Origin of the sequence: Pseudomonas sp. SG20052 (assembly GCF_031766055.1) — a bacterium.
GTDB lineage: Bacteria > Pseudomonadota > Gammaproteobacteria > Pseudomonadales > Pseudomonadaceae > Aquipseudomonas > Aquipseudomonas mandelii.
Map to the genome: position 1 here is coordinate 3,040,635 of NZ_CP134498.1, position 12,719 is coordinate 3,053,353.

General features: G+C 61.0%; 11 protein-coding genes. 6 read left to right on the top strand and 5 right to left on the bottom strand.

Going from position 1 to position 12,719, the window contains the following annotated elements; translation table 11 throughout:
- Positions 1–8: 8 nt before the first annotated feature.
- Positions 9–848: an iron uptake transporter permease EfeU gene (gene efeU / locus RHP74_RS13865; RefSeq protein WP_288113406.1), complete on the bottom strand. Its 840-nt coding sequence runs from the start codon at positions 846–848 to the stop codon at positions 9–11.
- A 291-nt stretch (positions 849–1,139) separates the two neighbouring features.
- Here efeU and RHP74_RS13870 point away from each other — a divergent pair, with 291 nt between their 5' ends.
- From RHP74_RS13870 to RHP74_RS13895, 6 genes are all read left to right on the top strand, one after another.
- On the top strand, positions 1,140–2,156 hold the full coding sequence (locus RHP74_RS13870) for an AraC family transcriptional regulator (RefSeq protein WP_042932818.1): 1,017 nt from the start codon (positions 1,140–1,142) through the stop codon (positions 2,154–2,156).
- A 168-nt stretch (positions 2,157–2,324) separates the two neighbouring features.
- Positions 2,325–3,983 (top strand): AMP-binding protein, encoded by a 1,659-nt coding sequence (locus RHP74_RS13875; protein WP_145307258.1) that lies wholly within the window; start codon positions 2,325–2,327, stop codon positions 3,981–3,983.
- 20 nt (positions 3,984–4,003) lie between these two features.
- A complete protein-coding gene (locus tag RHP74_RS13880; protein ID WP_083376816.1) occupies positions 4,004–4,765 on the top strand; it encodes an SDR family NAD(P)-dependent oxidoreductase in 762 nt (253 codons plus the stop codon).
- 12 nt (positions 4,766–4,777) lie between these two features.
- Positions 4,778–5,971 (top strand): acetyl-CoA C-acyltransferase, encoded by a 1,194-nt coding sequence (locus RHP74_RS13885; protein WP_154504585.1) that lies wholly within the window; start codon positions 4,778–4,780, stop codon positions 5,969–5,971.
- Between the two features lie 142 nt (positions 5,972–6,113).
- Positions 6,114–7,241 (top strand): acyl-CoA dehydrogenase, encoded by a 1,128-nt coding sequence (locus RHP74_RS13890; protein WP_311099991.1) that lies wholly within the window; start codon positions 6,114–6,116, stop codon positions 7,239–7,241.
- Between the two features lie 13 nt (positions 7,242–7,254).
- Complete coding sequence (locus RHP74_RS13895; protein WP_077748383.1) at positions 7,255–8,028, top strand: enoyl-CoA hydratase; 774 nt, start codon at positions 7,255–7,257, stop codon at positions 8,026–8,028.
- 116 nt (positions 8,029–8,144) lie between these two features.
- Here RHP74_RS13895 and RHP74_RS13900 read toward each other — a convergent pair whose 3' ends face one another.
- From RHP74_RS13900 to RHP74_RS13915, 4 genes are all read right to left on the bottom strand, one after another.
- Positions 8,145–9,296: an acyl-CoA dehydrogenase family protein gene (locus RHP74_RS13900; RefSeq protein ID WP_311099993.1), complete on the bottom strand. Its 1,152-nt coding sequence runs from the start codon at positions 9,294–9,296 to the stop codon at positions 8,145–8,147.
- A gap of 3 nt (positions 9,297–9,299) precedes the next feature.
- Positions 9,300–10,406, bottom strand: a complete 1,107-nt coding sequence (locus RHP74_RS13905; RefSeq protein ID WP_304817509.1) for an enoyl-CoA hydratase/isomerase family protein — start codon at positions 10,404–10,406, stop codon at positions 9,300–9,302.
- Between the two features lie 218 nt (positions 10,407–10,624).
- Positions 10,625–11,332 (bottom strand): HPP family protein, encoded by a 708-nt coding sequence (locus RHP74_RS13910; RefSeq protein WP_010460040.1) that lies wholly within the window; start codon positions 11,330–11,332, stop codon positions 10,625–10,627.
- Positions 11,333–11,492: 160 nt separating this feature from the next.
- The gene (locus RHP74_RS13915; RefSeq protein WP_102593775.1) at positions 11,493–12,671 is read right to left on the bottom strand and encodes an MFS transporter; all 1,179 of its coding nucleotides are present in this window, start codon (positions 12,669–12,671) and stop codon (positions 11,493–11,495) included.
- Between the last annotated feature and the right edge of the window lie 48 nt (positions 12,672–12,719).

Here is a 12,719-nt window from a genome sequence, read left to right on the forward strand (position 1 = left end):
GGGTGCCCTTATTGGCTGGAAACGGAAGAAGGTTGTTCAGCGGGTGCCGGGGCTGGGATGAAGAACATCACCAGCGCCACTGCCAGGTAAATCAGATAGGCCCCGAGGGTGCTGACCGTCGGCGCGTCCTGGTAACCGAACATGCCGGCCAGCACCGAACCCACCGGGCCGTCCACCGGCAGCGTCGCACTGAAGTCCAAGAGCACGGTTTGCAGGTGATTCCAGACTCCGGCTTCATGCAGCGCCTGCACCGAGTTGGCGAGAATGCCCGCCGCCACCACCAGGATGAACAAGCCGGTCCAGCGGAAGAACGCGCCGAGGTTCAGGCGCATGCTGCCGGTGTAGATCAGGAAGCCGACGATGATCGCCAGGATCAGGCCGAGGAGGGCGCCGATCGGTGCCGCCGGGCCTTCGCTCTGCTGGAACACCGCGAGCAGGAAGAACACCGTCTCCAGGCCTTCCCGGGCCACGGCGAAAAACACCATGGCGATCAGTGCCGTGACCTGGTGTTTGGAGCCGGTCAGCGCGTGATCGAGGGAGACGTGCAGCGAGTGCTTGATCGAACGCGCCACTTTGCGCATCCAGAAGACCATGGAGCTGAGAATGCCGACAGCCACCAGGCCGACCACACCTTCAAACAACTCCTGTTGTTTCTGCGGGAATTCGGCGCTCACCAGCTCCAGACCACCGCCCACCAGCAAGGCCAGCGCAACGGCAAGGAAAACGCCGATCCACACGGCGGGCATCCACTGGCCACGGCCGGTCTGTTTGAGGTAGCTGGCGATGATGCCAACGATCAACGCGGCTTCAATGCCTTCGCGAAGCATGATCAGAAAAGGAACAAGCATTCAGCACCGTCGTGGAATTAGATAGGGTGCTAAGTTGTAACATAATGACACTCATTCCCAAATGGCATTCATTGGCATTTACCTGAACCTAACCTGAACAACTCTAAAGATCACACCCCCCCCTTGTAGGAGCGAGGCTTGCCCGCGAAGAACGATTACTCGGTATCAGGGCAAGACCGAGTCGCCTGCTTCGCGAGCAAGTCAGATCGCCGCACCGCTCGCTCCTACAGGATTGGGTCGCTGTGCGCTAAGATGCCGGCACTCAAACAAGATCAAGGCCCACCTCGCTCAATGTCGGAAAAAGACACCATCGCCATCCAACTGGTGCGTGAAGCCCTGTTGCAAAGCTGCGCCCCCGGAGCCGCCACCGACGAGGTATTGAACAAGGTCGGCATCGATCCGCAGCTGCTGCAAACCAGCGATGCCCGCGTTCCGGCGACGGCGTATGCACGGCTTTGGCGCTTGCTGGCCAGGCGCGGGGACGATGAATTTTTTGGCATGGACCCGCGCAAGCTCAAATCCGGCAGCCTTGAGTTTCTCTGCCGCAGCTCGATGATCCAGCCGAGCCTGGCAGCCGGCCTGACCTCAGGCCTGAGTTTCCTGTCGTTGATGCTCGAACGCATGCCGGCGCAGCTGGTTCGTCAGCAAAGCCTGGCGGAGATCGTGTTGCTGGAAGATGAGCTGGACCCGCGCCGGGCCTTTACCTATTTCACCTACTGGATGATCGTGCACGGCGTTGCCTGTTGGCTGGCGGGGCGGCGGATACCGATTCTGGCCATTGAATTACGTTGCCCGGCGCCGGATTTCTGCGATGACTATCAGGTGATGTTCTCCGAGAACCTGCGTTTCGACCGGCCCCGCACGCGGATGATTTTCTCGGCGGATTGCCTGGACCTGCCGATCAAGCGCAGCCCGGAAGAACTCAAGCGCTTCCTGGCCCATGCGCCAGCGAATATTCTGGTCAAGTACCGCGACCCGGAGAGCCTGGCGAGCCGGATCAAGCATGATCTACGCCAGTTGCCCGCCGATCAGTGGCCGGAGACCGAGCCTCTGGCGCAGCAACTGTGCATGTCGGCCTCGACCTTGCGCCGGCGCCTGGCGGAGGAAGGGCAGACCTATCAAGGGCTCAAGGACAGCGTGCGCAAGGAATTGGCCATTGTCTGGCTGGCTGAGCCGAGTATCAGCTTTGCCGAGATCGCCACGCGGCTGGGGTTTGCGGATGCGAGTTCGTTCTACAAGGCGTTTCGCAAGTGGTCGGGGTCCAATCCTGGGCATTATCGGAGTTTGATCCTTAACGAAGCGAGCTAGATACCGATCGTTCCCGCGCAGAGCGTGGGAACGATCATTGGCTACCTTGGCCAAACCAGTCAGACAACTTGATAGCTTTGACCATTGCCCCGAGCCCCGCGTGGGGTGAGTATTTCTGTGGTTTTTACGGTTCCCCCAACCTAATAAAAATACACAGGGATTCTGGCAATGCGCGATTACTTGTCTGCCACGTCACAGTTCAATTATCAGCACACCGTCGACGCCGCCCTGGCCGGCGATCTGACTGCCCTAAACGCCTGCGTCGAGTGTTGCGACCGGCATGCCTTGCCGGGGCGTATTGCGCTGTTCTGGGAAGGCCGCGACGGCGCCAGCGCCACGTACACCTTCAAGGACTTGCAGGACAAAGCCGCGCGCTTTGCCAACTTCCTTCTGGCCCAGGGCGTGAAAAAAGGCGACAAGGTCGCCGGCCTGCTGCCACGTAATATCGAATTGCTGATCACCGTCTTCGCCACCTGGCGCATCGGCGCGGTCTATCAGCCTTTGTTTACCGCCTTCGGCCCGAAAGCCATCGAACACCGACTCAGCTGCTCCGGCGCCAAAGTGGTGGTAACCGATGCGGTCAATCGCCCCAAACTCATTGAAGTCGCCGACTGCCCGACCATCGTTACCGTCGGCGGTGCGAAAGGCCAAGGCATCGTCCGTGGCGATTACAGCTTCTGGGCCGAACTGGCCAATTATTCCCCCGAGTGCGAACCGGTGTTGCTGACCGGCGAAGACCCGTTCCTGCTGATGTTCACCTCGGGCACCACCGGCCCGTCGAAAGCCCTGTCGGTGCCACTCAAAGCCATTGTCGCTTTCCAGAGCTACACCCGCGACGCCGTGGACCTGCGCCCCGAAGACGCGTTCTGGAACGTCGCCGATCCGGGCTGGGCCTACGGCATCTATTTCGGCGTCACCGGTCCCATGGCGATGGGGCATCCGATCACGTTTTACGATGGCCCGTTCACCCTCGAAAGCACCTGCCGGGTGATCAATAAATACGGGATCACCAACCTCACCGGGTCACCGACGGCCTATCGCTTGTTGATTGCCGGTGGCGACGAGTTCGCCAAGTCGATCAAGGGCAAACTGCGCATCGTCAGCAGCGCCGGTGAGCCGCTGAACCCGGAAGTGATCCGTTGGTTCGCCGACAACCTCGGGGTGGTCATTCATGACCATTACGGCCAGACCGAACTGGGCATGGTCCTGTGCAATCACCATGGCCTAGAGCACCCGATCCACATGGGCGCCGCCGGCTTTGCCTCGCCGGGCCACCGCATCGTGGTGCTCGACGACGAATACAAGGAACTCGGCGTCGGCCAGCCCGGCATCCTCGCCATCGACCGTACCCAGTCGCCGATGTGCTGGTTCGCCGGTTACGAAGGCGCGCCAACCAAGGCCTTCGTTGGCAACTACTACCTGAGTGGCGACACCGTCGAGTGGAACCCGGACGGCAGCATCAGCTTCGTCGGGCGCAGCGATGACGTGATCACCACTTCCGGCTACCGCGTCGGCCCGTTCGATGTGGAAAGTGCATTGATCGAACACCCGTCAGTGATCGAAGCCGCCGTCGTCGGAAAACCCGATCCGGAGCGCACCGAACTGGTCAAAGCCTTCGTCGTGATTTGCGAGCAATACCGCCCGACGCCGGAGCTGGCCGAAGAACTGCGTCAACACGTGCGCAAGCGTCTGGCCGCGCATTCGTACCCGCGTGAAATCGAATTTGTCAGCGAGTTGCCGAAAACCCCAAGCGGCAAATTGCAGCGCTTTATCTTGCGCAACCAGGAAATCGCCAAGGCTCAAGAGGCTGCGGCGAAGAACGTTTAGCTTGAATCAAGGACACAATGATGCAGATCGAAAACAAGGTTTTTCTCGTCACCGGCGGTGCCTCGGGCCTCGGTGCGGCCACCGCTGAAATGCTGGTCGCGGCTGGCGCCAAAGTGATGCTGGTGGACATGAACGCCGAGGCGGTCGCGGCCCAGGCGCAACGTCTCGGCGCGCAAAGCGTAGTGGCCGACATCAGCGACGAAGCCGCCGCCGAAGCCGCTGTGCAGGCGACGGTGAAAGCCTTCGGCGGTCTCAACGGTCTGGTCAATTGCGCCGGCATCGTGCGTGGCGAGAAGATCCTCGGCAAGACTGGCCCGCACGCGCTGGCCAGTTTCAGCCAGGTGATCAACGTCAACCTGATCGGCAGCTTCAATATGCTGCGCCTGGCTTCGGCGGCCATCGCCGAAACCGAAGCGGATGCCGACGGCGAACGCGGCGTGATCATCAACACCGCCTCAGCCGCGGCTTACGATGGCCAGATCGGCCAGGCTGCTTATGCAGCGTCCAAAGGCGCGATCGTCAGCCTGACCTTGCCCGCCGCCCGTGAACTGGCGCGCTTCGGCATCCGCGTGATGACCATCGCCCCCGGCATTTTTGAAACCCCGATGATGGCCGGAATGACCCCGGAAGTCCGCGCGTCCCTGGCGGCTGGTGTACCATTTCCGCCGCGTCTGGGCAAACCGGGCGAGTATGCCGCGCTGGTCAGGCATATCATTGAAAACAGCATGCTCAATGGCGAGGTGATCCGTCTCGACGGTGCCTTGCGCATGGCCGCTAAATAAGGAGGATTTGTCATGACTATTGCCAACGATCCCATCGTTATCGTCAGCGCCGTCCGCACCCCGATGGGCGGTTTCCAGGGCGAACTGAAAAGCCTGACCGCGCCGCAACTGGGGGCTGCCGCGATCCGCGCTGCCGTCGAACGCGCGGGTATCAAACCTGAATCCGTAGAAGAAGTGCTGTTTGGCTGCGTACTGCCCGCCGGGCTCGGTCAGGCACCGGCGCGGCAAGCTGCATTGGGCGCGGGGCTGGATAAATCGACCCGCTGCACCACCCTTAACAAGATGTGCGGCTCGGGCATGGAAGCAGCGATTCTGGCCCACGACATGCTCGTTGCCGGCAGCGCCGACGTGGTCGTCGCGGGCGGCATGGAAAGCATGTCCAACGCGCCGTACCTGCTGGACCGCGCTCGCAGCGGTTACCGCATGGGCCATGGCCGCGTGCTCGATTCCATGTTCCTCGACGGTCTGGAAGACGCCTACGACAAGGGCCGCCTGATGGGCACCTTCGCCGAGGATTGCGCCGAAACCAACGGTTTCAGCCGCGAAGCCCAGGACGCGTTCGCCATTGCCTCGACCACCCGCGCGCAGCAGGCGATCAAGGACGGCAGCTTCAAGGACGAGATCGTGCCGATTACCGTGACTGTCGGAAAAGAGCAGGTGCTGATCAGCAACGACGAACAACCACCGAAAGCCAAGCTGGACAAGATCACTTCGCTGAAACCGGCATTCCGCGAAGGCGGCACGGTGACCGCGGCCAACTCCAGTTCGATTTCCGACGGTGCGGCGGCGCTGGTGCTGATGCGCCGGTCCGAAGCACAGAAACAAGGTCTGAAACCGCTGGCAGTGATTCACGGCCATGCTGCATTTGCCGATACCCCGGGCCTGTTCCCGGTGGCACCGGTGGGCGCGATCAAGAAGCTGCTGAAGAAAACCGGTTGGTCCGTGGACGACGTCGAGCTGTTCGAAGTCAACGAAGCATTCGCGGTGGTCAGTCTGGTGACCATGACCAAACTGGAAATCCCCCACGAGAAGATCAACGTGCACGGCGGCGCCTGCGCCCTGGGCCACCCGATTGGTGCGTCTGGCGCGCGGATTCTCGTGACCTTGCTCTCGGCCCTGCGCCAGAAAGGCCTGAAACGCGGCGTTGCAGCGATCTGCATCGGCGGCGGTGAAGCCACGGCCATGGCTGTGGAATGCCTTTACTAAGGTTGACGCAATTCCCACTGTAGGAGCGAGCCTGCTCGAGAATGCGGTGTGTCATTCAACGTTAATGTCGACTGACACGGCTCTTCGCGAGCAGGCTCGCTCCTACAGGTTCTGCGTCAGGCTCAATTTTTAAGGATTCACCATGATTCCCGATGACGACCAACAACAGATCCGCGACATGGCCCGACAATTCGCCCAGGAACGGCTGAAACCGTTTGCCGCCGAGTGGGACCGCGAACACCGCTTCCCCAAGGAAGCCATCGGTGAGATGGCCGAACTGGGCTTCTTCGGCATGCTGGTGCCGGAGGAGTGGGGCGGTTGCAACACCGGTTACCTGGCCTACGCCATGGCTTTGGAAGAAATCGCCGCCGGTGACGGCGCCTGCTCGACGATCATGAGCGTGCACAACTCCGTGGGTTGCGTACCTATCCTCAAGTACGGCAACGACGATCAGAAAGAACGCTTCCTCATGCCACTGGCCAGCGGCGCGATGCTCGGCGCCTTTGCCCTGACCGAACCGCAGGCCGGTTCCGACGCCAGCGGCCTGAAAACCCGTGCGCGTCTGGAAGGCGATCACTACGTGCTCAACGGCTGCAAGCAGTTCATCACGTCCGGGCAGAACGCCGGGGTGGTGATCGTGTTTGCCGTGACCGACCCGAGTGCCGGCAAGCGCGGCATCACGGCGCTGATCGTGCCGACCGATTCGCCGGGCTACAAAGTCGCCCGGGTCGAAGACAAACTCGGTCAGCACGCCTCCGACACCTGCCAGATTCTCTTCGAAGACGTCAAAGTGCCGGTGGCCAACCGGTTAGGTGAGGAGGGCGAAGGTTACCGGATCGCCCTGGCCAACCTTGAAGGCGGCCGCGTCGGCATCGCTTCGCAATCGGTGGGCATGGCCCGCGCCGCGTTTGAAGCGGCCCGCGACTACGCCCGTGAGCGTGAGAGTTTCGGCAAGCCGATCATCGAACATCAAGCCGTAGCCTTCCGCTTGGCAGACATGGCGACGCAAATCGCCGTCGCCCGGCAAATGGTGCATTACGCCGCTGCATTGAGGGACAGCGGTCAACCGGCCCTGGTCGAAGCGTCCATGGCCAAGCTGTTCGCCTCGGAAATGGCCGAGAAGGTCTGCTCCTCGGCGTTGCAAACCCTCGGCGGTTACGGTTACCTGAACGACTTCCCGCTGGAGCGGATCTACCGCGACGTGCGGGTTTGCCAGATCTACGAAGGCACCAGCGATATTCAGCGCATGGTTATTTCGCGCAATCTTTAAGAAGGAGTCCATTGTGAGTTACGAAACGATTTTGCTGGAAACCCACGGTCGTGTAGGCCTGATCACCCTCAACCGTCCGCAGGCGCTGAACGCGTTGAATGCGCAGATCGTCAGCGAACTGAACCACGCCCTCGATGGCCTGGAAGCTGATTCGAACATCGGCTGCATCGTGCTGACCGGCTCGAAAAAAGCCTTCGCCGCCGGCGCCGACATCAAGGAAATGGCCGAGCTGACCTACCCGCAGATCTATCTGGACGACCTGTTCAGCGACAGCGATCGCGTGGCCAACCGCCGCAAGCCGATCATTGCAGCGGTCAACGGTTTCGCCCTGGGCGGTGGCTGTGAACTGGCGCTGATGTGCGATTTCATCCTTGCCGGCGACAATGCGAAATTCGGCCAGCCGGAAATCAACCTCGGCGTGCTGCCGGGTATGGGCGGCACCCAGCGCCTGACCCGCGCCGTGGGCAAGGCCAAGGCCATGGAAATGTGCCTGAGCGGACGTTTGATTGATGCGGTAGAAGCCGAGCGTTGCGGGATCGTCGCGCGGATCGTGCCGGCGGATGAACTGCTGGAAGAAGCGCTGAAAGTCGCCGCGTTGATCGCCAAGAAGTCGTTGCCGATCGCGATGATGATCAAGGAAAGCGTCAACCGCGCGTTTGAAGTGAGCCTGTCGGAAGGCGTGCGCTTTGAGCGCCGGGTGTTCCATGCGGCGTTTGCGACGCAGGATCAGAAGGAAGGGATGGCGGCGTTCATTGCCAAGCGTGAGGCGCAGTTCCAGGGGAAGTGATGTAGCGACCTCACCGACGCCTTCGCGGGCAAGCCTCACTCCTACTGGGTTACGAGTCGTTCATGCGAACACCGATAACCTGTAGGAGCGAGGCTTGCCTGCGAAGCTTTCAAGCTTCACACCAGATAGTTTTTCAACTCCCGGGCAATCACCATCCGCTGTATCTCGCTCGACCCTTCATAAATCTGCGTAATCCGCGCATCCCGGTAATAGCGCTCCACCGGGTAATCTTCCAGATACCCGTACCCGCCATGAATCTGCATCGCCGACGAGCAGACTTTCTCGGCCATTTCCGACGCAAACAGCTTGGCCTGCGAAGCCTCGGACAGGCACGGTTTGCCGGCACTGCGCAGCCGAGCCGCATGCAGGATCAGCAAGCGCGCCGCGTTTAGCCGGGTGTGCATGTCAGCGAGCATATTCGCGATGCTCTGGTGCTCGATGATCGGTTTGTCGAACTGCACCCGATCCCGCGAATACGCCAGTGCGGCTTCGAACGCTGCCCGGGCAATGCCCAGCGCCTGGGCAGCGATGCCGATGCGGCCGCCTTCGAGGTTGGACAGGGCGATGGCCAGCCCTTTACCGCGATCACCCAGCAGATTGGCTTCGGGAATCGTGCAGTTGCTCAAAGTCACCGCGCAGGTGTCGGAGGCGCGAATGCCCATTTTGTGTTCGGTGCGGTCGACGATGAAACCGGCGGTATCGGTCGGCACCAGGAACGCCGAGATGCCGCGCTTGCCCAGGTCCGGATCGGTCACGGCAAACACAATCGCCAGTTTTGCCCGCTTGCCATTGCTGACGAATTGCTTGGCGCCGTTGATCACCCATTGGCCGTCGCGCAGTTCGGCGCGGGTGCGCAGGTTGTGCGCTTCGGAGCCGGCTTGCGGCTCGGTCAGGCAGAAGCAGCTGATCGCCTGGCCGCTGGCCAGATCCGGCAACCAGGTTTGTTTCTGTTCTTCGGTGCCGTAGTTGAGCACCGGGCCGCAGCCCACGGAATTGTGGATGCTCATCAATGCGCCCGTGGCGCCGTCGCCGGCCGAAATCTCTTCTACCGCCAGGGCGTAGGCGACGTAGTCGACATAGGTGCCGCCCCATTCTTCCGGCACCACCATGCCCAGCAGGCCCAGTTCACCCATCTTCGCCACCAGACCGTCATCGATCCAGCCGGCCTTTTCCCAGGCTTGCGCATGGGGCGCGATTTCGCCGCGGGCAAAGTCCCGGGCCATGTCGCGGATCATGACTTGCTCTTCGCTCAATTCGATATCGTGCATGGCTCAGTTCCCGCTCTGGTCAAAACCGCTGAAGAAACTCGCGACGTGCTCGGCGTCCAGCGCCTGCAAGGTTGGCGGATTCCAGCGTGGTTGCTTGTCTTTATCGATCAGCAAGGCGCGCACGCCTTCGATCAGGTCGCCGCGCGCGAACCACTGACGGTCCAGGTGCAGCTCAAGGGCGAAACAGTCTTCGAGGCTCAAGTGCCGACCACGGCGCAGCATTTCCAGGGTCACGCCCATCGCCAGCGGCGAACGGCTCTCCAGCAGGCCGGCGGTGGTCATGGCCCATTCATGGCTGTCGGCGACCGTCACTTCACGCAGTTGCTCAACAATACTCGGCACATCGGGCAGGGCGAAGAAGTGATCGATGGCCGGGCGCAGCGCTTCCAATGGCGCATCGGGTAGTTGTTGCACCGCGAGTTTCGCCAGCAGGCCTTGCAGGTCCTTGAGCGGCGTGTCGCGCCATTCGAGCTGGTCGAGTTGCTCGTCGAGGGCGCCGAGTTTTTCGCTTTCCAGAAACCAGTCTGCCAAGCCGCAATAGAGCGCATCGGCTGCACGGATTTGCACGCCGCTGACGCCCAGATAAATCCCCAGCTCACCGGGAATCCGTGGCAAGAAATGACTGCCACCGACGTCCGGGAAATAACCGATGGCCACTTCCGGCATCGCCAGACGGCTCTTCTCCGTGACCACGCGCAAGTCAGCGCCTTGCACCAGGCCCATGCCGCCGCCGAGGACAAAACCGTCCATCAGGGCCAGCACCGGTTTGCAGTAGTGATGAATGGCGAGGTCGAGGGCGTATTCCTCGACGAAGAAGTCTTCGTGCAACGTGTCGCCGCTTTTGAAACTGTCATACAGCGAGCGAATATCGCCGCCGGCACAGAACGCTTTCTCGCCGGCACCGCGCAAGACCACCGCGTGAACCTGCGGATCCTGCGCCCAGGCGTCGAGCTGGCGCTGCAGGTGGCGGACCATGTTCAGGGTAATGGCGTTGAGACCGGCGGGGCGATTGAGGGTCAGGTGACCGATGTGGTTGCGGACCTCGGCCAGCACTTCGTTTTGCGTGGCATCCATGAACGAAGTCTCTTTCGATGAAACCTGAGCAGTCATCACTAACTCCCTGCTTTTATTGTTCTTTATAGAGAAGCTCGCGCGCGAGCGATCCCGGATCGTACCAGTGCAAATTTATGATGTACAACCGGGATATATGCAGGTGCTTTCTGCATATTTGCATGGGCCTGTGAGAGCGAGCCTGCTCGCGAAGGCGTTGTGTGATTCAACATTGAGGTTGACGGGCAGGGCGTCTTCGCGAGCAGGGAGGTGTGCCGTCAGGAACTATGACGCAGCACTTCACTAATACTGCGACGTTTGGCGTGTAACTCACTGATATGAATCAGTTGTTCCAGGTCTTCCGGGGTGACATCGAAGAACGCCTCCATGTCCGCCAATGCCAGTTTCAAGTCCTGGGCGGTGATGGCCTGGCTGTCGATCGGCGGATGATCCGCCGGCACCATGGGCACCGGTTCGGCGGCGCGCTTGGGGTAGCGAATGCGCGTCAGGTTGTTATAGGCCAGCGCGCAGAGCAGCATGGTCGATGCGGCGAGCATGACCGCGCCGAGGGCTTTCCAGTCCAGCGCGATGGTTGCCGGATCGGCCAGCACCAACAGCAACGCCAGCGCTCCGGCCGGTGGGTGCAGGCAACGCAACCAGCACATCAGGATCAGCGCCATGCCCGCCGCCAGGCAGGCGCTGCCAAGGGTTCGGCCGAGAACATGTGCGACCAGCAGCGCAACGACGCCGGCACTCAAATAGCCGCCCAGAATCGACCATGGCTGGGCGAGGGCGCCGGAGGACACCGCGAACAGCAACACCGCCGATGCGCCCAATGGCCCGATCAAATGTTGCGCCACTTCCATGCCGAACACTTGGGCGCACAGCCAGACGCTGAACAGCGTGCCCAGGGACATGCCAATGGCAGCACGGCTCCATTCGGAAGGACGGGTGTTGATGGCGGCAGGTAACCAGCGAGCGAGCATGAGGCAAACGATCCGTTGGTAAAAATCCAGGAAAAAAAAAGGCTTAACTGGGAAACCCAGAAAGCCCTTGAAGGTGTTCCAACTATTGGGGGAGGAACGGGGCACAGTGTGCCGTTCATTCCCGATGCTGACAAATTCATATTAATGCAGTTTGAGTGCATTATTTTTGCTGTAACGCGACTCGGCGACCGCTCATGAAACACAGGAACCCGCCCATGGCCGTCAGCGCGCTCAGGGCATAAAACATGGTGGGCGCCGGTGTGTGCATCAGCAGGAAACCACAAATCACCGGGCTCAGGGCTCCGCCGAGGGCCGCGAGGTTTTGTGCGCCGTAGTAACTGCCGCGCAGTTCTTCCGGGGCCAGGGTGTCGACGAAGAGAAATTCGGCGGGGTAAATGATCATTTCGCCGAGGGTGAAGATGAACATCGCCACGCACCAGCTCACCAGGCTGTCGGCCAGACTGAAGCCGATCAGCCCGACGATAAACAGGCTGGTGCCGCCGGCGATCCAGTAACGCAGCTGTTCGCGTTTGAGGAATCGGCCGATCTGGTATTGCAGCAGGATCACGCTGATGGCGTTGCAGGCGAGCAGGGCGGCCATGGTTTCCAGCGCGCGTTTGGAATCATGGGTCACCAGCAGGTATTGCGACAGGTACAGGGTGAATCGACCGTGGACCACGGTGCTGAGCAGGCAACCGCAGGTGAACATGATCAGTGTGCGGTCGTTCTTAAGAGTAATCAGCGTCTTGAGAAAACTTTGGGGTTGGCCGATCGGGGGTGTCTGCGACGAGTCCCTGGGGATGCCGATCATCAGGAAAATGCTGAAGAACGCGATGCCGCCGGCTATCAGGAACGGCGCAATCGGGTACACCCCGGCAATCACCACGCCGAGCATCGGGCCGGTGGCGTAGCCGATGTTGGTCAGGGTGTAGCGCAGGGAAAACGCCTTGGCGCGTTGGCCAATCGGCAGGTTTTCGCTGAGGATCGCCTTCGAGCCGATCAGGAACAGCGCCGAGGCGGTTTCGGTGATGACCAGGGTGGCGGTGGTCAGGTAGAGGTTTTCGGCGAAGGTCAGCAGGACGAAGCCGATGGCGCTGGAGAGCATCGCCAGAATCAGCAGCCGACGTTTTTCGAGGCGGTCGATGATGTAGCCGCCATAGAGCGCGAGCAGGGTGGCGATGAACACCGCGATGCCCAACAGCAAACCGACGTCCTGCTGGTTGAGGCCGAGCTTGTTGCTCAGGAACAAGGTGAGCAGCGGGCTGGTGATGGCGCGGCTGACGACGATGGTCAGCGAAACGATCATCAACCGGCGGATTACGAGCGAGTAAGTGGCCACGGTGGGGCAAATGTCCTTATTCAGATTTTGAAGTGTTCGTCGTGGAGC